Annotated in this window: 19 protein-coding genes; 8 read left to right on the top strand and 11 right to left on the bottom strand. The window is 61.9% G+C overall.

The features are described from left to right. Genes IE127_RS17245 through IE127_RS17215 form a run of 7 tightly spaced genes read right to left on the bottom strand, consistent with a single transcriptional unit; the run spans window position 1 to window position 7798 of the window. Entirely contained in the window at window positions 1–729 is a 729-nt protein-coding gene (locus tag IE127_RS17245) for a GNAT family N-acetyltransferase (protein WP_189427027.1), read from the bottom strand. Next, entirely contained in the window at window positions 722–2077 is a 1356-nt protein-coding gene (locus IE127_RS17240; protein WP_189427026.1) for an MmgE/PrpD family protein, read from the bottom strand. Before IE127_RS17240 ends, IE127_RS17245 begins: the two co-directional genes overlap by 8 nt. Before the next feature lie 3 nt (window positions 2078–2080). Then, on the bottom strand, window positions 2081–3268 hold the full coding sequence (locus tag IE127_RS17235; RefSeq protein ID WP_189427025.1) for a M20 aminoacylase family protein: 1188 nt from the start codon (window positions 3266–3268) through the stop codon (window positions 2081–2083). Window positions 3269–3298: 30 nt separating this feature from the next. Then, window positions 3299–4669, bottom strand: a complete 1371-nt coding sequence (locus IE127_RS17230) for a class-II fumarase/aspartase family protein (protein ID WP_189427024.1) — start codon at window positions 4667–4669, stop codon at window positions 3299–3301. 33 nt (window positions 4670–4702) lie between these two features. Beyond that, window positions 4703–6229, bottom strand: a complete 1527-nt coding sequence (locus IE127_RS17225; protein WP_189427023.1) for a tripartite tricarboxylate transporter permease — start codon at window positions 6227–6229, stop codon at window positions 4703–4705. Window positions 6230–6250: 21 nt separating this feature from the next. Then, window positions 6251–6778, bottom strand: a complete 528-nt coding sequence (locus IE127_RS17220; RefSeq protein WP_189427022.1) for a tripartite tricarboxylate transporter TctB family protein — start codon at window positions 6776–6778, stop codon at window positions 6251–6253. Between the two features lie 57 nt (window positions 6779–6835). Beyond that, entirely contained in the window at window positions 6836–7798 is a 963-nt protein-coding gene (locus tag IE127_RS17215) for a Bug family tripartite tricarboxylate transporter substrate binding protein (protein ID WP_189427021.1), read from the bottom strand. A 369-nt stretch (window positions 7799–8167) separates the two neighbouring features. On the opposite strand from IE127_RS17215, the gene IE127_RS17210 reads away from it, so the two are divergent. From IE127_RS17210 to IE127_RS17180, 7 genes are all read left to right on the top strand, one after another. Continuing rightward, window positions 8168–9580 (top strand): aminotransferase class V-fold PLP-dependent enzyme, encoded by a 1413-nt coding sequence (locus IE127_RS17210; RefSeq protein WP_189427020.1) that lies wholly within the window; start codon window positions 8168–8170, stop codon window positions 9578–9580. A gap of 67 nt (window positions 9581–9647) precedes the next feature. Next, a complete protein-coding gene (gene ligD, locus IE127_RS17205) occupies window positions 9648–12089 on the top strand; it encodes a DNA ligase D (protein ID WP_189427019.1) in 2442 nt (813 codons plus the stop codon). A gap of 40 nt (window positions 12090–12129) precedes the next feature. Then, window positions 12130–13062: a non-homologous end joining protein Ku gene (gene ku / locus IE127_RS17200; RefSeq protein ID WP_189427018.1), complete on the top strand. Its 933-nt coding sequence runs from the start codon at window positions 12130–12132 to the stop codon at window positions 13060–13062. After that, window positions 13063–14142, top strand: coding sequence for a tetratricopeptide repeat protein (locus tag IE127_RS17195; RefSeq protein ID WP_189427017.1), 1080 nt, complete (start codon window positions 13063–13065; stop codon window positions 14140–14142). Further along, the gene (locus tag IE127_RS17190) at window positions 14139–14783 is read left to right on the top strand and encodes an alpha/beta hydrolase family protein (protein ID WP_189427016.1); all 645 of its coding nucleotides are present in this window, start codon (window positions 14139–14141) and stop codon (window positions 14781–14783) included. Before IE127_RS17195 ends, IE127_RS17190 begins: the two co-directional genes overlap by 4 nt. After that, window positions 14780–15550: an exodeoxyribonuclease III gene (locus tag IE127_RS17185; protein ID WP_189427015.1), complete on the top strand. Its 771-nt coding sequence runs from the start codon at window positions 14780–14782 to the stop codon at window positions 15548–15550. The genes IE127_RS17190 and IE127_RS17185 overlap by 4 nt, the downstream gene beginning before the upstream one ends. Before the next feature lie 142 nt (window positions 15551–15692). Further along, the gene (locus tag IE127_RS17180) at window positions 15693–16190 is read left to right on the top strand and encodes a DUF2147 domain-containing protein (protein WP_189427014.1); all 498 of its coding nucleotides are present in this window, start codon (window positions 15693–15695) and stop codon (window positions 16188–16190) included. Between the two features lie 21 nt (window positions 16191–16211). On the opposite strand, the gene IE127_RS17175 is transcribed toward IE127_RS17180, so the two are convergent. Both IE127_RS17175 and IE127_RS17170 read right to left on the bottom strand, forming a co-directional pair. Further along, window positions 16212–16922, bottom strand: coding sequence for a glutathione S-transferase N-terminal domain-containing protein (locus IE127_RS17175; RefSeq protein WP_189427250.1), 711 nt, complete (start codon window positions 16920–16922; stop codon window positions 16212–16214). Between the two features lie 96 nt (window positions 16923–17018). Then, entirely contained in the window at window positions 17019–17459 is a 441-nt protein-coding gene (locus IE127_RS17170) for a glyoxalase superfamily protein (protein WP_189427013.1), read from the bottom strand. Window positions 17460–17739: 280 nt separating this feature from the next. Here IE127_RS17170 and IE127_RS17165 point away from each other — a divergent pair, with 280 nt between their 5' ends. Beyond that, window positions 17740–18510: a sulfite exporter TauE/SafE family protein gene (locus tag IE127_RS17165; RefSeq protein WP_189427012.1), complete on the top strand. Its 771-nt coding sequence runs from the start codon at window positions 17740–17742 to the stop codon at window positions 18508–18510. Here the strand turns inward: IE127_RS17165 and IE127_RS17160 are convergent. Together IE127_RS17160 and IE127_RS17155 are read right to left on the bottom strand one after the other, a co-directional pair. After that, window positions 18495–20600 (bottom strand): molybdopterin-containing oxidoreductase family protein, encoded by a 2106-nt coding sequence (locus IE127_RS17160; RefSeq protein WP_189427011.1) that lies wholly within the window; start codon window positions 20598–20600, stop codon window positions 18495–18497. The two genes, IE127_RS17165 and IE127_RS17160, sit on opposite strands and share 16 nt — an antisense overlap. A gap of 67 nt (window positions 20601–20667) precedes the next feature. Continuing rightward, the gene (locus IE127_RS17155; protein WP_189427010.1) at window positions 20668–21291 is read right to left on the bottom strand and encodes a hypothetical protein; all 624 of its coding nucleotides are present in this window, start codon (window positions 21289–21291) and stop codon (window positions 20668–20670) included. Between the last annotated feature and the right edge of the window lie 94 nt (window positions 21292–21385).

Raw genomic sequence — 21385 nt, 5'->3', positions numbered from 1 at the left:
TCAGCGCGCCTGACGCCAGTAGCAGTAGGGATAGGCGGTGGTGAAGCCGTTGGATTCGTAGAGTTTTATGGCTGGGGTATTTTCGATGAAGACCTGCAGCCAGAAGCCTTTGGATGGCAGCGAGAGGATGGCGTTGAGAAAGCTCTTGCCGAGGCCCATGCCGCGTTTTTCGGGATCGACCAGCATGTTCATAAGCCCGAGCCAGCCATCTTCCTGGTGCAGCAAGGCTGACGCGGGGCGATTGTCACGTGCGAAAACGATGGGACGGGCGGCGGAGGACAGATTGCCGAAAATCTGCCGAAACAGCTCTTCGTCCTTGCCCGAAATCTGCTTGTGGCGCACCTGCAGGTCGAGCCAGTCTTCGAGCGGCAAATCCGCCACGTCATCAGCGTTTCCGGTGGGTGTGCCGGGCCGTGTCATGACCAGGCAGCGGCGAAACGGACGCCATCCAAGAGCTTCAAGATCGGCTTCGAAAGTGCTCGGTGAACCAAGCACTCGCAGCACCGGCTCAATAGCGTGCTGGCTCGAGAATGCTAACACCTCGTTAACCAGCAATGAGGCGTCTTCTTTCGTGGCGTCGAAGACCGTGACGCTTGAATTGCGGTAGTTGAATCCGCCCGCTGCACGGAACACCGTATTGCCATTGTCCACCTCGACGAAGGCCGGCATGGCATTGAGCCCCCAGCGATCAATCGTGGAAGCTTCGGGCATGGTGGATCGGTCAGACATCAAGAAGGCGCTCCAGATATTCGCTAGGCAGGATCGTGTCGGCGGGACCGTTCGAGATCAGGTGGCAAACGGCGAGTGCCGTCTCTCGCCAGGGGGCGGGCTTGTTCGCCGCAAGATCGGCAAATCGCGCCTGCATCTCGTCAGGGGTGAACGGGCGCTCGGGGTCGCCACGGCGTCCGGTGTGCACCCATTCGCTGCGCGAGCCGTCGGCCATATCGATGCGGATCCGGCAACTGCGTGTGCGCGGATAGGGCTTGGTGAAGTCGTCACTGACCGTCAGTCCGATGCGTTCGGCGAGTGCCGCGATTGCAGGATCATCGAGAACTTTTGGATCGCGCAGCGTACCGAAGTCAGGACCGCCGTAGAGCAGTTGATGCGCAAGGCACCATGACGTCGAAAACCGAGCCTGAGCCGGTGTCGCGGGGTGACGCAGATCAGCGATGCGCTTGAGTGCTTCGAAGCTTTCAACCGTGATCGAGCGAATGGCCGAAACGTCGATGGGCGCAATGGCGTGGCGGTCGCGCACGGCATCGAGGACATGATGCATCTGCCCGCAAACCGGCCATGCCTTGACGGTGCGTCCGGCAAGGGCTGTTCCATCGGCTGAGAACGGGGCGGCCAGCGGAGCGGGATCGAACTCGGATTTGAGGGCGAAGGCCAGACCGCGCGGCCCTTCGATGATGCGGGTGGCGGCGGGCACACCGGCCAGTGCCAGCAATGCGCCAGCGATACCGTTGCGTGCAGCGAAGCCCGGGTTCGCGGCCTTTGCAGCCTCGGCGCCATCGTCCATGAATTGCCAAAGCCCCATGGCCTGGCTTCCGGCGTGGCCGAATGCTGCAACGCACCCGCGTGCGTCGAGACCAAGTGCAACCGCCGACGCAGCAGCGGCGCCGAAACTGCCGGCGGTAGCAGTAATGTGGAAGTGCCGATAATGCTCGGGGCCGAAAGCGGTGCCGACGCGCACTGCCGCTTCGTAGCCGGCAACAACTGCCCGTCGCACCGTATCTAGGGTCAATGAGCGCTGGCGCGCTATCGCAAGAAGCGGTGCGAAGGTGACGATACCGGCATGGATCATCGAATCGCGGTGACCATCATCGACTTCTGCGAGGTGCGAGAGTGCGCCAAGTGTGAACGCATGCTCTGCGAGCGAACGCCCGCCGCTATCGGCGAGGCGATGATAGGATCGGTAGTTGTCCGACGCCGGTTCATCATCACCGGCAGCAAGTGCACCAAACCAGTCGAGTGCCGCCATCGCCACCTCACCCGAAAGCTCGGTGGCGATGTCGGTCAGATCTTCAGAGACGCTCCAGCGCGCAAGTGGCTGCAGTAGCGGCTCAGACTGCGGCATGGCTCAGGCGGCCTTGTCCATGCTGCGGGCCTCTATGGCGCCTGTCGCAATGGATACCCACCAGGCAGCGCCCTTGGCGAGAATCGAGTCATTGAAGCGATAGGTCGGGCTGTGCAGCGTGCAGCCGCCTTCGGTCGAGCCGGCGCCGAGCCAGATGTAGCAGCCGGGGCGCTCCTTGAGCATGAAGGCGAAGTCTTCGGACGCCATCGACGGATTGATGGTATCGCTGACCTCATCGCCCACGACGCGGCGGGCGGCTTCAAGCGCGAGGCCCGTCTCGCGTTCGGTGTTGACGGTTGCCGGGTAGCGGCGCTGGTAGTCGAGTTCGACCTCAATGCCAAAGCCACGCGCGACACCGGCGCAGATATCGCTCATGCGCGCTTCGATCGTGTCCTGAACCGCCGCCGTCATATGGCGGGTACAACCGGCAAGACGCGCCTCCGCCGGCAGGACGTTCCAAGCGTCGCCGCCATGAAACTCGGTGATCGACACCACCGCAGTTTCCAGCGGATCGATCATGCGCGCAGCGATCGCTTGCATCTGGGTCTGGATGGTCGAGGCGGCAGTGAGGATATCCTGACCGAGATGCGGCATAGCAGCGTGTGCACCCTGCCCCGAAAGCTTGATCTCGAAGACATCGAACGCGGCCATTTGCGGACCGGTGCGCGCGGCAAACGTGCCTTCTTCAAGGCCCGGCCAGTTGTGAAGGCTGTAGACTTCATCGACCGGGAACTTGTCGAACAGGCCGTCTTTCATCATTGCCTCGGCGCCGGCGAAGCCCTCTTCGGCCGGCTGGAAGATGAAATGGATGGTGCCGGCAAACCCGCCGTTCTCAGCAAGGTATTTCGCCGCCGCAAGCAGCATGGTCATGTGACCGTCATGCCCGCAGGCGTGCATCTTGCCTTCCTGCTGGGAGGCATAAGGCAGATTGGTGCGCTCATTGATCGGCAGCGCGTCCATATCGGCCCGTAGCCCGATCACCGGCCCCTCGCCGCGCGACAGCGTCGCGACGACACCAGTCTTGCCGAGACCGCGATGCGGTGTATAGCCGAAGCTTTCGAGCTTCTCAGCGACGAAATCGCTGGTCCAGTTCTCTTCATAAGCGAGTTCTGGGTGACGGTGCAGTTCCTGGCGCCAGGCGACCATTTCGTCCTGCATCGCTTCGAAATAGGCCATTGACGGATGTGTCATCGTTTCAGCTCTTTCGTTCGTCCTGTCGCTTCAAAGTGCCGGGTCGCTCGCAGAGAGACGCTCGGACTCGGCAATGGTCGCATCGACCTGATCGCCGGCGGTTCCGACATAGCTGGCGTAATCCAGCAGCGCTGCGATCTCGCTATCATCAAACTTGCCGGCAAGTTCGGGTGCGTCCTGAAGGGCCTGGCGATACGGCGTGCCGGTTTCCGCAGCGCGCATGAGCACGCCATGCAGCACATGGTGGGCACTTTGCTTGCCGAGCGCGTCGCTAAGCCGGAACATCAGCGCTTCAGACATGATGGCGCCCTGTGTCATTTCAAGGTTTTCAGCAATACGCGCCTCATTGACAGCGAGGCCGCCGATGACGGTGTTCATGTGGCCGATCACCCGATCAAGCATGACGGAGCTCTCGGGGATGGTGTGCCAATCGAGCCGCCAGACGCTGGCATCGCGCTCATGGGTCACGATCATCGATTGCAGGGCCAGCGCCACGTTGTTCATGACAACGCGCACCATGGTGCCGGAGAATTCCGAGCGCACGGCGTTGCGCTTATGCGGCATGGTGGTCGAGCCGACCACTGTATCGGCCATCGGCTCATGCATCTCGCCGATTTCGGTACGCGAGAGCTGGTACACTTCGTTTGCGATGCGGCCCATGGTGCCGGCAACGATGCCGAGGGTCGACACGAACTCTGCAACGCCATCGCGAGCGCTGGCCCAGCTGACCGGCGGCACGGTCAGCTCAAAGCGTTCGCCGAGGCGCTTGACGATTTCGTTTGCCTGCGGGCCGAGCGCCGCCATGGTGCCGACGCCGCCGTGCATCATCAAAAGGAAACTGCGCTCTGGCATTGCCTTCAGCCGTTCGATATCGCGGCGGATTTCTGCGGCCCATGAGGCGATCTTCATGCCCAAGGTCATCGGCAGGCCGTGCTGATTGTGCGTGCGGCCAACCATCGTGGTGTCGCGATAGGCCTTGGCCTTATCGAGGCAGATCTTTTCGAGGGTCAGCAGATTGCGAAGCAGGATAGCCCATGCGTCACGCATCTCCATCGACAGCGCAGTATCCTGAATATCCTGCGTGGTCGCGCCATAGTGGATCCACTCACCGGCGCCGTTGCCGCAGGCTTTCTCGAAGGCGCGCAGGACCGGCACCAGTGTGTGGCCGGCGCGGCCGAGGTCTTCGAAAATGAAGTCTTCGTCGAGGTTTTCGACCTTCGCCTTGGCGACGATCTCATCGGCTGCTTCCTGGGGGACGATGCCGAGTTCAGCCTGAACAGTTGCAAGACCGGCCCATATATCGAGCCAACGCTGGAACCGCTGGCGCTCATCAAAAACCTCCCGCATCTCGGGCGTACCCCAGCTGTTCTTATAGAAGCGGTGGTCAATGATATGAGCCATGAGACCGAATGATCCTTTTTCTTGTGTTCAGAGTCAGCGCGCGCGGCTGGTGCGCCAGCGCTTGATCAGCGGGCTTGCGAGGAAGCCGGCAGAAACCACCAGCAGCAGCAGGCTGATCGGGTGACCGAGAGGGTCTATGAAGGTGAACCAATTGCCGCCGGACAGCTGCAAGGCGTTGTAGAGCGAGGACTCGATGCGCTCGCCGAGAATGACAGCGAGGATGACTGGCGCAATCGGCACGCCAGCTTTGCGGAAGCCATAGCCGACAATGCCGAAGACCAGCGCCACCCAAACACCGAACATGGTGCTTTCGACCGCGTATGCGCCGGTAAGGCAAAGTAGCGCAACGGCGGTAGCGAGGACGCTGCGCGGCAGAGCGTAGATCAGCGAGATGAGCCAGCGCACGGTGATATAGGCGATCGGCCCCATCATCAGATTGGCAGCGAAGAACGCCAGGATGATCATCCAGACGATATCGATATTGCGCTGGAACAATAGCGGGCCCGCGGCGAGGCCCTTGATCTGCATTGCCGCGATGAACAGCGCCGAAACGGAGTTGCCAGGAATGCCAAGTGACAGCAACGGCACCATCGAACTGGCGACGACCGCATTGTTGGCGGCTTCCGGTGCGGCAACGCCCTCGACGGCGCCCTCCCCAAACTTCGGCTCGTCCGGGTCGTTCTGGTACTTGGTTTCGTGGTGACGGCGCGCCTGATCGTAGGAGATATAAATCGCCATCAGCGCGCCGGCGCCAGGGATGACGCCGATAATGTTGCCGATGGCAGAGCTGCGAAGCCATGTCGGCCACAGGCGCTTGACCATCTTTGAATCGAGGATGACCGCCCGCACGTCCTTTTGGCGCTGACCGGGCTCGTTGCCGCGAAGACGCTCGGCGACATCTTCCTCAACAAGTTCAAGCACGGCGGTAATGCCGAACAGGCCAACGAGCAGCGGCACCAGCGGCACGCCATCATAGAAATAGAAATTGTCGAAGGTCAGCCGGTCCTGCCCGTAATGGTAGCCCACGCTCGAAATCAGCAGACCAAAAGCGGCGGCGATCAGGCCCTTGAAAATGCTGCCGCTCATCATACCGACGACGCTGGCGAGGCCAAGAATGCCGAGCGCCACGTTTTCTGCGGGGCCGAAGCGCAGCGCGAACGCGGCAAGCAAGGGGGCGAAGAAGATGAGGACGACGCTGCTGGTCAGCCCGCCGACAACCGACGAGGTTATGGCAACGCTGAGCGCCTGCGGGGCTTTGCCTTGCCGCGTCATGGCGTTGCCATCGATCGAGGTCAGCAGCGACGAGGCGGTGCCCGGCACTTTCAGCATGATGGCCGGGATGGCCCCGCCCACCGATGTGGAGCAATAGACACCGACCATCAGCGCCAGGGCGTGTGAAGCCTCCATGCCGAAAACGAACGGAATGAAGACCGCGAAAGTGATGTTGTCATTGAGGCCCGGAATGGCGCCGATCAGAAGGCCAAGGACCACACCTGTGGTGAGAAACCCCAAAACGAACGGGTCGCTCAGCACGTAGAACCCTTGAAGAATGGCGTCCATTTTGGCTTCCCGTCGGCTGGGCTAGAACAGATTGCGCAGTGGAGCGACCAGCTGGCGGACCGCCGGCATCTCCGGGATGCGGGTGTGGAAGACGATGTAGAACATCACGAAGCAGAACAGCACCACGGCGGCGGAGCCGAGAACGATCTTCAAGGGACCACGGGCTCCGGCGATCACCATCAGCACCGCGCCGGCGATGAAGCCAGGCACCAGGTAGCCCGCGCCGTAGCTGACAGCCAGCGCCCAGACGATGAGCACCGCGCCGAACGGCAGCGAACCGCGCCAGAAACCGGCTTGCGAAAGATTGGGATTTGGCAGCGGGGTGCTTGGCCCAGTACCGCCAGCACCTTCAGCCACGCCTGTGGCCGGCTGTGGCTGCGGCCGGTTCCGAAACGCCTGAATGAGCAGGATGATGCCTGAGACGAGGATGATGAGGCACATGGCGAACGGGAAATGCCGTGCCTTCGGCAGATAATCGAAGGTCGTCCACAATCCTGCGGCTCCCGCAAGGATTGCGCAGATCGCGAAGACAGCATCTCTCATGAACATGGCGCCAGCCCCCGAGGAACAGAGTCCGGGGCCGGCAAGCGGCCCCGGACGCCAATGTTACTCCTGACGGAGCCCGGCCGTATCGATGATCTCGGTCGTCAGCTCGTCATAGTTCTCGATGGTCTGCATGAACTGCTCGCTACCGGCGAAATCGACAACGTAGCCTGCGTCGTTCATGGCGCTGACGAAATCTTCGTCCTCGCTGAGGGTTTCGAGAACGCCAGCGAGGTCGGCGACAACATCCTCGGGAGTTGCAGCCGCAACGCCCCAGCCGCGGAAGGTCGCGAACTCTTCAACGTTGAGACCGGCTTCTTCCCAGGTCGGGATATCCGGGAACTCGTCGAGACGCTCACGCGATGCGACAGCAAGCAGACGCACCGTGCCGGCTTCGACCTGCTGTGAGGCTTCGCCCCACGGCCACAGCGCGGCCTGCACGTGCCCACCGGCAACCTGCTGAACCTGCTCGCCAAACGCATCGACGTTGATGACGTTGAGGTCGAGGTCAGCACGATTCTGCAGCGCGATGGCGCTCATGTGGTGCGAGGTGCCGACGCCCGAGGTCACGACCGAAACGGTGCCATCGGTTGCTGCGGCAATGAAATCCTCGACGGTTTCGATGTCGGAATCGGCCGGCACGGCGATCACTTCCGGATCGAGGCCGTAAAGGGCGACCGGGGTGTAATCCGACAGCTCATAGGGCGTGTCGCGCAGCTTGGGATTGGTCACGACCGAGCTGGTCATCGCGAGAATGGTGTGGCCATCCGGCTCGGCGCGGGCCGGCGTGGCCTGGCCGACGATGGAGTTGGCGATGTTCTCGACTTCGAACTGATAGTCGCCGAGAAGGCCGAGACGGTTGGCGTGCTCGACGATGATGCGGTTCGTGGTGTCGACGGCACCGCCTGGCGCGAATGGCACAATCACCGTTACGTCACCGGAGGGGAAGTCCTCCTGCGCCAGTGTCGGTGTGATTACGGCGGCGGTGGCAAGCAGTGCCAGCCCGAAAGTCTTATGGAAACGCATTGGTTTCTCCTCTCCTCTTGCAGATTGGGTAGTGGGTTTTTTCCAGCGACGCAGAACGCGCCGATCAATTTGCAGTTCACCGGGCCTACCAGCCCTGAGCCCGAACGGCCCATCTTTAGAGTGCCCGTCACCTACACCGGGGCGTCATCCCGGGGAAGCCCCGGCGGTGAAGCAATTTTCTCCTGTGGTGCCGGGTGATTGGAACGTCTGTTCCGATAGTCGACACCCCACGGCCTGCCCGTTTCAACCTCTCCTGATTTCCATTTTTTTCTTTGTTATTGGTTTTTGATTTTACATCGCTGCCATTAATGCGCAATACCTTTGCGCCAAAGATATCTAGATCAGTACATATTTTTTGGAGCTGGTGTCATGGCGAAGCTGCGGGATGCTCTGGATTTCGATCTTGAGGGCGATGTTTTTTCCAGTATTGCGAACGGATTGATCGGCAAGGGCATAACTGTGCCAGGGCCGTTCGGGCCGCACACGATGATCTATGCTGATTTCGTGGCATCAGGCCGGGCTCTGCAGCAGGTCGAGCAGTTCGTTACGGAAAGTGTCCTGCCCTGGTATTCCAATACCCATACCGAAGGCTCGCATTGCGGCGCGGTGATGAGCAATTTGCGCCGGCAGGCCCGGGCATTGATCGCCGATGAGATCGGAGCGGGTCCAGAACACGCCGTTATCTTTGCCGGCAGCGGCGCAACGGCGGGCCTCAACAAGATCGTCGCGCTGCTCGATGCAGGCGCCGACACGACGGTGCTAATCGGCCCCTACGAGCACCACTCCAATATCCTTCCCTGGCGCGAGTCGGGTGCACATGTCGTTGAGGTGCCCGAGGCTGCCGAAGGCGGCCCTGACCTTGATTGCCTCGAACAAACCTTGGCAACGCTTCACGGTAGACGCGTGATCGGCGCATTTTCTGCGGCATCCAATACTACCGGAATCCTCACAGACACGGTCGCGGTCACACGCCTGTTGAAGGCGCACGGTGCGCTTGCGGTGTGGGACTATGCCTGCGCCGGCCCCTATGTGCCGATCGATATGGGCGCAGGCGACGATGCCAAGGACGCGATCGTCGTGTCTCCGCACAAGTTCGTCGGCGGACCCGGTGCTTCCGGGCTGCTGGCAATCCGGCGCGACTGCATTGTCCGCGATACGCCGACGACGCCGGGCGGCGGCACCGTGCGGTTCGTGTCGCCCTGGGGGGAGCTTTATAATGAAGACCCCGTGGCGCGCGAGGAAAGCGGCACGCCGAACGTCATCGGTGACATTCGTGCTGCCCTCGCCTTCGCGGTCAAGGCGCATGCGGGCGCCGAACGGATTGCCGAGCGTAACGCCGAGCTGACAAAGATGGCGTTCGATGCGTGGCAGAACACCAAGGGGCTGGGGCTTCTCGGGCACCCGGACGCCGACAGATTGCCAATCTTCTCCTTTACGGTAACGACGCCCGAGGGCGAGACGGTGCATCCGCAGCTGGTGACGCGTCTGTTGAGCGATCTATATGGCATCCAGGCGCGTGGCGGCTGCTCCTGCGCCGGGCCATACGGGCACCGTCTGCTCGATATCGATCAGCCGCAATCCGAGCAGATGCTGACTGCGATCCTCGATGGCAGGGAGATCGACAAGCCCGGCTGGACCCGGATCAATCTGAGCTGGACTATGTCCGATGCTGACGTGGCGCAGATCCTCGAGGCGGTAAAGACCTTGCCTGAGGAAAGCGCACGGCACGCGCATCTTTATACTGTAGATCCGGCGACCGCCCGCGCCGTTTATCGCAACTAGAGCCGGCGACCGCGCATCACGAGAAAATTCAATCAAGCTTTCATGACCTTCAGCCTATTGTTGTGTCATGGCAGCGGAGCGGCTGAAGGACTATCGCGGCAAGAGAGATTTCTCGCGGACGAGCGAGCCATTCGGCACGCGCGCGTCGGGAGGATCGCGGTATGTCGTTCACAAGCACCATGCGACGGCCGACCATTACGATCTGCGGCTTGAGCTGGACGGTGTTCTCAAGAGCTGGGCCGTCCCCAAAGGGCCATCGCTCGACCCTGCGGACAAGCGGCTGGCGGTGGCTACGGAAGACCACCCGATAGACTATATCGACTTCGAAGGGGTTATTCCCGAAGGTGAATATGGCGGCGGGCCGATGATCGTGTGGGATACCGGCACGTGGGCGCCGATGGGTGACGCGCAGACGGATATCGACAAAGGCGCCTTCAAGTTCAGGCTGGCGGGAGACAAGCTGTCCGGCGGCTGGATGCTGACGCGACTGAAAAAGCGCGCCAAGGACGAGCGGCAGGATAACTGGCTGCTGTTCAAGGAACACGACCAGGCAATGCGGCCCGGCAGCGATATTCTCAGCGAGCGTCCGGAAAGCGTCAAATCCGGCAAGCGGATAGAAGACCTGTTGGCGCAGCCAGCACAGACAGTGCGCAAACCACGCAGGCTGCAGCCCGGCAAACTGGCTGGTGCGGTGAAGGCGCCGCTACCCGACAAGCTCTCGCCGCAACTGGCGGTCGCTGCAGCAGAGCCACCGCAATCGAGCGCCACCACCCCATGGCTGCACGAAATCAAGCTCGACGGATATCGGACGCTGGCCCGGATCGAGAGTGACACGGTCAAACTGATTACCCGGGGCGGGCTCGACTGGACACGGCGTTATGGCGATCTGCCGGACGCGTTCGCCGCTCTCAATTGCCGCGACGCACTGATCGATGGCGAGATCGTTGTGCTCGACAGTAAGGGGATCAGCCGGTTTGGCCTGTTGCAGGAGGCGCTCTCGACGCCCCGCCCGCGAAATCTGGTGTTCTACGGCTTCGACCTTCTTCACCTCGACGGGTGGGATTTGCGCGCAGTGCCGCTGATAAAGCGCAAAGACCTGCTCTCGCGCCTTCTGGCGACGAAGAACAGCAGCACTTCGCCGCTGCAGTACAGCGATCATGTCGAGGGCGACGGCGAGGAGCTCTTTGACCGGGCAGCGGCGCTCGGGCTCGAGGGTATCGTGTCGAAGCGGGCAGACAGCAAATATTCCGCCCGACGAAGCGCCTCGTGGCTGAAAATCAAGGCGCCACAGACCGGCGACTTCGTGATTGCGGGCTACACCGTCTCCGCTGCTGCAGGCGGCATCGGCGCCCTGGTGGTGGCCGAATGGCATGAGGATGAACTGATTTATCGCGGGAAAGTCGGTACCGGGTTCGATAGCTCCACGATGAAGGATCTGCTGGACCGGCTTGAAGCACTCGAGATCGAGGACCGCATCGAGGGGTCACCGAAAGACACCATTGGCGTGCGACCGACGCTGACGGCACGCGTGCAGTACACCGCCATAACCTCTGAAGGCCTGCTGCGGCACGCGGTTTTCAAGGGGCTCCGGGAGGCCAGCATGCCGGTGACGGACACGGCTCCGCGCCAGCGCCTGATCAGCGATGCGGACCTGGCCGGCATATGGGTGACCAATCCTACACGCCGGCTGTTCGGGCGGAATGGGCCGACCAAGCTCGATATCGCCGTTTACTACGCAGCGGTCGGGGAATTCATGCTGCCGCACCTGCTGGGGCGACCGGTTTCGCTGTTCCGATGCCCGACGGGCAAGACTGCAGACTGCTTTTTCCAGCGCCACCCGTTCACCGGCATGCCGACCAGTCTGACCAGTATCGAGACGGCGAACTCTGACAACGAAAAGCAGACCTATATCGCTGTGACCGACACCAATGCCTACTTGGCATTGGCGCAGTTCGGCACCATTGAGTTTCACAGCTGGGGCACGCGGCTCGAGCACATCGATACGCCCGACCGGATCATATTCGATCTCGATCCGGGTGAAGGGATTGCCTGGCGCGAAATCGTTGATGCTGCGGTGCATCTGCGCGCCGAGTTGCAAGCGATCGGGCTCGTGCCATTCGTCAAGACATCCGGGGGAAAGGGTGTTCACATCGTCGTGCCGATCAGGACAACGATAGGCTGGAAGCAGGCCCATGCCGCAAGCGCGCGTCTGGCCGAAGCGCTGGCAGCGACGGGGCCCGATACGTTCGTGACAACGATGGGCGCCAGCAACCGCAAGCGCCGCATTTTCATCGACTACCATCGCAACGCCCGCAGCGCGACGGCGGTGGCTGCGTATTCGCTACGAGCACGTCCTCACCTGCCGGCATCGACACCAGTAGATTGGCAGGTTCTGGAGTCTATCGACTCTCCCGAGGACCTCAATTACTCTAGTCTTCCGAGTTTATTAACCAGTGCAGGCGACCCGTGGGCCGACATTAACCAGTCGGAACGAGACCTGCCGGCATGATCGACTTCGTTTGTGTAGCGTTTGTGAGTAGGAGGCGGCCATGGCGGCAAGAGCCAGCTGGAAGGGTCACCTGCGTCTGAGTCTCGTATCGTGTGCGGTGAAGATGTATCCGGCGACCAGTTCGACTGATCGCATCCGATTCAACCAACTTCACAAGGACACGCATAACCGCATCAACATGAAGCCCGTCGATCCCGAGCTGGGGCTTGTCGAGCGCAGTGATCTGGTGAAGGGCTATGAGTATGAGCCCAAGCAATACGTGATCATCGAGGAGGAAGACCTCGAGGCTGTGCGGATCGAATCCAATCACACGCTGAACATTGAAGCGTTTGTCGATGGTGAGGAGATCGACGCACTCTATCAGGATGCGCCCTATTACCTCGCGCCAGATGGCGCCATGGCAGAAGAAACCTTCATCGTGCTGCGCGAGGCGATGCGCCAGAGCGGCAAGGTGGCGATTGCGCGGCTGGTGCTTTCGAGCCGCGAGCGGGTGGTGACGATCGGCGCCAAAGACAATGGCATGTTCATCACCACGCTGCGCAATCCGAGCGAGGTGCGCGGGACAGCAGAATACTTCGGCGACATTCCGGACGGCAAACCGGAGCCCGAAATGCTGGAACTGGCTGAGAAGCTGATCGAGCAGAAGAGCACGCGCTTTGACCCGAAGGCGTATGAAGACCGCTATGAGGTCGCGCTGATGGAGATGATCAAGGAAAAACTGAAGGGTCACAAGCCGATCGTGGCTGCCGCGCCGGAGCGCGGCAATGTGGTGAACCTGATGGACGCCCTTAAAGCCAGCCTCGGCGACGCCAAGCCGGCAGCGCGCAGCAAGGCGAAGACGGCAGGCGGCAAATCCTCTACAAGAAAGCCTGCTGCAGAAAAGCCGGAGTCCGAGGCGAAGACATCGCTGAAGGCCGCGCTCGACGCGAGCAAGACAAAGAAACCTCGGGCGGCGCCGAGAAAGAAGGCGTAGATGACCGCAGCGCTGGCGGGCAGCAGCATTGGCGTGATCGGAGCGCTCAAGGCCTTTCCGTTGCGGGCCGCTGCGAGGCGAGCGGCTGATCGCGGAGGCAGGCTTCACCGCGGCTTGCCGCGCGGCACGACCATCGCAGTGTTTTGCCGCAGCCTATTGCTGCGCCATTCCGCTGACGAGATAGAGCATCGAGTTGATGCCGCGAACGACACTGTTGCAACGCGGATCAGCGAAAGCGGATTGATGCGGCTGCTCGGTGCGCTTGATGTCTCGGCCCCTGGTGCGATCGGGCGCGACGCGCTTGTTGAGCAATCCGGCCTTCCAGAGCGCACGCTCGACATGTTGGCGCTGTTCGACGCTTTCGAGCATCACGCAGAGCCGTTCTCGTTCCGTGACGCCATCCTGGCGCGCAAGTATGCCGGGCTGATTCATAATGGCGCCGACTGGTACAGCATCGCGCGCGCTGTGCATTCCATCGGTCCGGTCGGCTCCTTAACAGCGTTGACGCTGGAGACGCATGGGGAGCGCATCCTGGCGCAGGATGCGCATTCACTCGCAGAACTCGATGGGCAACGATTGCTGCCCCTGCCCCAGCAGGACGATGCCGCCGAAGACTATTTTGCCCATGCCGAAACGGCGGAAGCGGAGGGCATGTTTGCGGAGGCGGCAACGCTTTACGCGCATTGTTCGGCAACCGACCCCGCAGATGCCACGGCACCATTCAATGAAGGCAATTGCCGGCGCGAACTCGGACAGTATGAGGACGCCGTGACCGCCTATATCACCGCGATCAAGCGTGATCCCCTGATGGTCGAGGCCTGGTTCAACTGCGGCAATGTGCTTCGCGAACTCGGCCGGCTTTCAGCCGCGCATGATCACCTTCTTCGCGCCGTCGAGATAGATGCCGGTTATGCAGATGCGGTTTATAATATTGCAGCGTTGAACTACGAGATGGGGCGGATGGACGAGGCGGCTGCTGGATGGCGGCGCTATCTCGAGCTCGATCCGCGCTCGGACTGGGCCCGCAAGGCACGCGCCGGAATTGCCATTGCAGCACAGAACCGAAGCCGCACCGGATGAGCACCGACTTTCTCTTCGACGGGCCGGAGGCCGCGCGCATCACCCTGCTGCTGGCGCATGGAGCGGGCGCCGGAATGGACTCGGCATCGATGGCGGCGGCGGCGCAATCGATTGCCGGACACGATATTCGTGTGGCGCGGTTCGAGTTCGGCTACATGGCGGCGCGCAGAACCGACGGGCAGCGCAAGCCACCGCCAAAAGCCGAAAAGCTGCAATCTGAGTATGTGCTGGCAATCGAAAACCTGGGCCCGACGAACGGCCCGTTGCTGATTGGCGGCAAGTCGATGGGTGGGCGCGTCGCCAGCATGATCGCCGACGAAGCGCTGTCGGCAGGGCGGATTGCGGGCCTGGTATGCCTTGGCTACCCGTTCCATCCGCCGGGCAAGCCGGAGCAGTTGCGGACGGCACATCTCGAAGAGATGCAGACGCCGGCGCTGATCTGTCAGGGCACGCGCGACATCTTCGGCTCGCACGAGGAAGTCGTGGGGTACACGCTGTCCTCCTCGATCGAGATCTCTTGGTTTGAGGATGGCGATCATGATCTGAAGCCGCGCAAGTCGGTTTCCGGCTTCACCGCGGCCGATCACATGCGCCGCCTCGGCGAGACTGTTGCGGACTGGAGCCGCCGTCTCGGCGCGTGAAGATCGCAACGTTCAACATCAACGGCATCAACCGCAGGCTGTCCAATCTGATGGCGTGGCTGGCAGATGCGGCGCCAGACGTGGTGTGCCTGCAAGAGTTGAAGGCTACAGACCGGCAGTTTCCGGCAACAGCTCTGCGCGATGCCGGCTACGAGGCGGTGTGGGCGGGGCAACCACAGTGGAGTGGAGTTGCGATCCTCTCGCGCGGATCAAAGCCAGTACTGACACGCCAGAGCCTGCCGGGAGACCCGAGCGACACGCAGGCGCGCTACATAGAGGCGGCGGTCGAGGGGGTGTTGATCGGGTGCCTTTATGCGCCGAACGGAAACCCCTGCCCCGGTCCGAAATTTTCCTACAAGCTGGATTGGACCGAGCGGCTGCTCGCGCACGCCGAGGCGCTATGGCAGGAGGACCTGCCGATCATTCTCGCGGGCGACTACAACATCGTGCCGGAACCGCGCGACATCTACGAGACCAAATCCTTCAAGGACAACGCGCTGGTGCAGCCCGAAAGCCGCGCGCTCTACCAGCGCTTGCTGCAGCAGGGCTGGACCGACGCGCTGCGGACGCTGTTTCCGGACGAGACGATCTTTACGTTCTGGGACTACAAGCGCGACCGCTGGCCGCGCAATGCCGGGCTAAGGCTCGACCATTTACTGCTAAGCGAGTCTGTCGCGGGCCGGTTGCGGCGCGGCGGTATCGATCGATCGGTGCGCGGCGAGCCAGGCGCGAGTGACCACGTGCCAGCGTGGATCGAAATCGACTAAGTGGTCGTGGCTTTTCTGCCGCTTTGTGCGCGGTTTATTCGAAGTTCCTCAAGTTTGCTTGCGATGTCATGATTTGCGGATAGTTTTGCAAAGTCGGACGCGTCGCCGATTTGGGTTTCATCAACGCACCGGGAGTTGTCGCATGCGTTTGAGTCCTGTCCGCCATTTTTCTACAGTCGCCGCCCTGACCATGGGGAGCTTTGCCGCCGAGGCGGCAGCGCAAGCGCCGGTCGAGGGCACGTGGCGCACACAGCTTGATGCACACATCACCATTTCCGCCTGCCCGGAGGGCTATTGCGGCGAAATCAGCAAGATCGTGATCCCGGACCACATTCTCGCAACGCCCGAGGGACAGGCGGCGCAGGACATTCCGCTCGATGCGATGACGGATATGAACAACGAGGACCCCGGCCTGCGCAACCGGCCAATCCTCGGGCTGCAGATCCTCACTGTCGCGCCGACCGATGAGGCGCATATCTACGATGGCGAGATTTATAATCCCGAGGACGGCAAGACCTACTCGGGATACCTAGAAGTGCTCGGCCCCGACGCGCTCCGGCTCAATGGCTGCGTGATGTTCAATGTCATCTGCCGCGGTGAGGCGTGGGAGCGCGTGGAAGAGGCAGAGGGGCAACAATAATCGTGTTGCCCCTGCCCTCAATCAGCGCGCGCGCTGATTGAACAAAACCGACTGCGCGTCCTTGTCCTGGCTGAGGTCCATGCGGCTGCCGCTTTCGAGGTCAACCTCAAGGCCCTTCTTGGTGCCGGGGCGGTTGCTCATCCGCTCGATCCAGGCGCCGACATTGGGGAATTCGTTGAGGTCCATGCCCTGACGTTCCCAACCACGGGCCCAGCCGATGCAGGCGATATCGGCGATGCTGAATTCGCCGGTGATGTAATCGCGCCCTTCGAGCTTCTTGTTGAGAACGCCATAGAGCCGATGCGTCTCATCGCGATAGCGGTTGATGGCGTACTCGATCTTTTCCGGCGCATAGATGGCGAAGTGATGGTTCTGGCCGAGCATAGGGCCGAAGCTGGCCATCTGCCACGACAGCCACTCATCGACCTCGACCTGCTTGCGGGTATCGGTGGGATAGAACTTGCCGAACTTCTGGGCGAGATATTTGAGGATGGCGGCGGACTCGAAGACCGAGATCGGCTCGCCGCCCGGGCCTTCCGGATCGACGATCGCGGGGATCTTGTTGTTGGGCGAGATCTTCAAGAATTCCGGCTGGAACTGGTCGCCCTTGCCGATGTGAATGATGTGGACGTTGTACGGCAGCCCGAGCTCCTCGAGCATGATCGAGATCTTGTGCCCGTTAGGCGTCGGGAAGAAATAAAGCTCGATGGGAAGGGTCTGGGAGGTCATGATCGATCCAGTTGTTGGTCTCGCAATGTCCCGGACCCTATCGGCATTTACCGATGAAAGGCAAGCCGGCGACAGTTCTGACTGTCGCCGGCCCGATCATCATGCCCGCGTGACGCGCATATGCGGTTGCCCGTCGCTGGTGCGGGCGGGCGAGACGCCGCTAGTGTCGACGGTCGCTGTCACCCGATGCCGAAAGGCAGAGAACAGCTTCGAGGTCACAACGTCCACCGGCTGGTCGAACTTCACGGTCACCTGATAGTGCTGCATGTCGGCCAGCATCTGCACGCCGATCACGAGGCCCTCGAACTTCTGGCCGAGATAGGTGCCGCGCACCCTTCCGCCAACGTCGAACGGGACACCGACACGCTCCGGCAGACGAGCCCGCGCGGTGTTCCAGTCACGATAGCCGTGGGAACGCGCTACACTCTCGAGCGCGGCAGCGTGGCTTATCTGCTGCCCCTTGCCGGACGCGGCTTCACGCATCGCGCGTGCTTCGGATTTCAGGGAATGAATGCTTGGTGTGTCGAGCGCATAGGCCATGACACCATCCTCTCATGGTTCGCAAGGCGCTTGAACTCATGGGGCCCGCATTGCCATGAACGCCTATGAACAGGACGGATCATGCTGTGCGCGCTCGTGGCGCGGCTGGTTTCACCATCGGGACATCCCGGCGAGCGGCAGGCACCAGCAGCCTTGGCGAGATATGAGCGCGGGGCCACGAAGTGTCAAGCCGGCAAGATCCGTGCTGTCTGCAGAGCTCCTCTGCATTGTTGCTGGCGCTGCCGGCGCTTAAGGCTAGTCTCCAGGCGGGAGGCGAATCATGACCGAAATACTTCTGCTGCTGGCGGGCTTCGCCGGCGGCGCCTTGAATTCGCTGGCCGGTGGCGGCTCGTTCATCGTGTTTCCTGCACTACTGTTTGCCGGCGTGCCGCCGGTCCTGGCTAATGCCTCAAATACCTATGCGGCCCTGCCCGGCTATGTAAGCGGGGCCATCGGGTATTGGAAAGCCATGGCCGAGCATCGCCATCGCCTGCTGGTATTCGGGGCGATCGCCCTCATTGGCGGCTATCTCGGCGCGGAGTTGCTGCTGGTGGTGCCGGACGCCGTATTCGCCATGGTCGTGCCTTGGCTGATGCTGTTTGCAGTGGTGCTGTTCGCCTTCGGGGCGAACGTCAACCGCTGGCTGGCCCGCACAATAAAACCGAGCCGCGCGTCACGCACGACGGGTGCCGTGGTGCTGTTTGCGATGCTGGCCCTGGTTTGTGTTTATGGCGGGTTCTTCAACGCCGGGCTCGGAATCCTGCTGCTCGCCTATCTGGCGAGCGCCGGTATGTCGGACATCCACGCGATGAACGGGATGAAGCTGACAATCTCATCGCTGGTGGCGCTGGTCGCGGTGGTTCGGTTCGCAATCAGTGGAGCGATCGACTGGTATTTCGGCTCGATCGCCCTGATCGGCGTCGTGGCCGGCGGCTACCTCGCGGCGCGCCTGGCGCACCACATTCCGACCAAGCTGATCCGGGGCGCCGTGATCGTCTACGGCGCCGGCATGACCTTCTACTTCTTCATTGCCGCCTATTCGGCAGCCTGACGCTTCGCGATCGGACGCACCCACACTGCCGTGTCGTGGAACGGCACGCCGCCGAAAGGTGGGGCCGGTTCGGCGCTGGTCAGGACATTGATGCCCTGCCCGCCGCGATGGGCGCGGTTTGGCTGTAGCCCCTCCGCGACCAGAACCTTGCGCTGCATTCCACGCATGGGACGGACGAGCAGCGTGACCACCCCCCGGCCATTGCCGATTTCGACATGGTCTTCCTGTTCTATGCCAAGCTCCACCATGTCATCGGGATGCATGAACACGGATGGCTCCCCCTCACGGCGCAGGCTGCCCGGCGTCTCGTTGAAGGTGGAATTGAGAAAACCGCGAGCGGGGCTGGTGACGAGCTTGAACGGCTGTGCGTCTGTCAGCTGATCGATGATATCGTAATGATCGGCAAAGTGCGGCAAAGAGGCCGGATCGCAGGCCCAGATCAACCCCATCTTTGCCGCCGCTCCAGGCCAATCCGGGGCGAAGCGGAAGCGGCCGTCAGGCCAGCCGAACCCGCCAGCGAAATGGGCATCGCGCTCCGGACGGGCGCGTTCGACATAGCCGCGCGCAGCGATTTCATCAAAATCTCCATAGCCGGAGCGTGTCAGCGTATCCGCGACGATGGCCTGATCCGAGGCCCTGAATCCCTCGTCCTCGAGCCCGAGGCGCAGCGCGATGGCGTTGATGACTTCATGGTTGGAGCGCGCTTCTCCTGGCGCCTCCGCCAGCTTGGGGCCAAGCAGAACGCGTGTATGGCCGCCGCGCGTATAGTAGTCATTGTGCTCAAGGAACATCGTCGCCGGCAGGACGATATCCGCCAGTTCGGCGGTTTCGGTCATGAACTGCTCATGGACGACGAGGAACAGATCGTCGCGCGCGAGGCCTTTTCGTGTCGCGGTCTGATCCGGCGCGACCGAAGCCGGATTGGTGTTCTGGACGATCATGGCCTTGACCGGCGGGCCACCCTTCAGCGCCTTTTCATCGCCGGCAAGAACCGCGCCGATCTGCGACATGTCGAGCGAACGCCCGGATTTTCCCAGATGCTGGCCAGTGAGCCGGGACTTGTCGAGCTGCCAGGTGCCGGAATTTGAATGCAACGCCCCGCCGCCGCGATGCTGCCACGCGCCCGACATCGCCGGTAGGCACAGAGCAGCGTGCATGGCGAAAGAGCCATTGCGCTGGCGGGTGAAGCCATAACCGAGCCGGAAGTAAGTCCTGGGGGATGCGACGAGACGCGCAAAGGCCTCGATCGCCTCTACTGAAAGTCCGGTGATCGGCGCCGCCCACTCAGGGCTGCGTGTCATGACATGCGCCTCGAATTCGGGCGAGAAATCGGTGAACCGCGCCATGTAGTCGCGATCGGCAAGCCCCTCGCGCAGCATGACGTGCATGGCCGCAAGTGCCAACGCCGCATCCGTACCCGGGCGCAGCAGCATCTGCATATCGGCCTGCTGCATGGTGGCGTTTTCGTAGACATCGACTGCGACGATCTTCGCCCCATTGCGGCGACGGGCGCGCATGGCGTGGGTCATGACGTTCACCTGAGTTGCCACAGCGTTGGTGCCCCAGATTACGACAACGTCGCTGTCGGCCATTTCGACCGGGTCCACGCCACCAAGAAGACCCGTACCGGCTACATAGCCAGGCCAGGCGAGCCCCGTGCAGATAGTGTCATACTGATCGGAATAGCCGCGGGCATGCCGCAAGCGGTTGAGCCCGTCACGATGAACATGCCCCATCGTGCCGGCATAGTAGTAGGGCCAGACAGCTTCGGGTCCCGCCTCTTCCTCGGCCTGCCTGAAACGGGAAGCGATCTCGTCGAGCGCTTCGTCCCACCCGATTCTCTGCCATTGCCCGGACCCCTTGGCGCCAATACGGCGCAAGGGGTAGAGCAGACGATCCTTGTGGTGCACGCGCTCGGCGTAACGCGCGACCTTCTCGCAGATCACGCCATCGGTATATGGATCGTCCTTTGCACCGCGGACGCGACCGATGCTGCCATCTTCGAGCAGATCCACATCGAGTGCGCAGCTTGAGGGGCAATCGTGCGGGCAGACGGATCTTGCGGTCCGGACAGCAGCATTGCTTGCCATGTGAGTCCCCAGTCGTCGCTTGGTTTGGTCCTAAGCTTTTGGCACGACAAGGGAGCAGATTGCCAGTTTAGACCGAGGCGAAGGCCTGGCTTGCCGTCTCGGCATTCCTGCGCGCCCGGTAAGTCGCGTGTGCGGCAAGTTCGGCAGCCCCCGCGTGCAATGCGCTATAGGTCACGCGGCGCCCGCCACGGGTCGAGATGACGACACCGCGCCAGCTCGGCTCGCAATGTTCCACATCCGCCCAGGCCAATTCGGTGAGGCGACCGAAAGCGCTGCGATGGACCAGCGTGCGATGGTTCCAGCGGATACGCTGGAACAGCCCGCTGACTGCCGCCAGCGTGGCGCCGCCGGCGAGGCCGAGCGACGCAATGAAGGCTGCGATCATTTCAATGGGATCGACGGTCTTCCAGCCGGCATGAATGATCGCGATCATCAGCGCGGCGGAGAGCGCGGCACCGCCATAAACGGCAAAATACTCGGCAGGCGAGGCATGCAGTTCCGACCAGCCATTGGTCTCCACAGCTTTTTCGGGCTGAAGCAGACGCAGCGCCAGAAAGGCACCAGTGGCAAAAGCCACCACACCTGCAGCGCGTGCAAGCGGCAAGTGATCGACCACCGGGACGTGCTTGAGAAAGATCAACAGCGCAATCAAGACCAGTGGCAACACCACTTCCTGCCAACGTAGGGGCAAAATCCTCTCCGTTCGGTTCGACGCCGCTGACGCTCGATCGGCTTTGTGGACACTGGCGCCGGGCAACCGAAGCGCCGTGACGAAGAGTCTAACA

Origin of the sequence: Devosia pacifica (assembly GCF_014652635.1) — a bacterium.
GTDB lineage: Bacteria > Pseudomonadota > Alphaproteobacteria > Rhizobiales > Devosiaceae > Devosia > Devosia pacifica.
The sequence above is the reverse complement of the archived record's forward strand: the minus strand, read 5'-3'. Positions and strand labels throughout refer to the sequence as shown.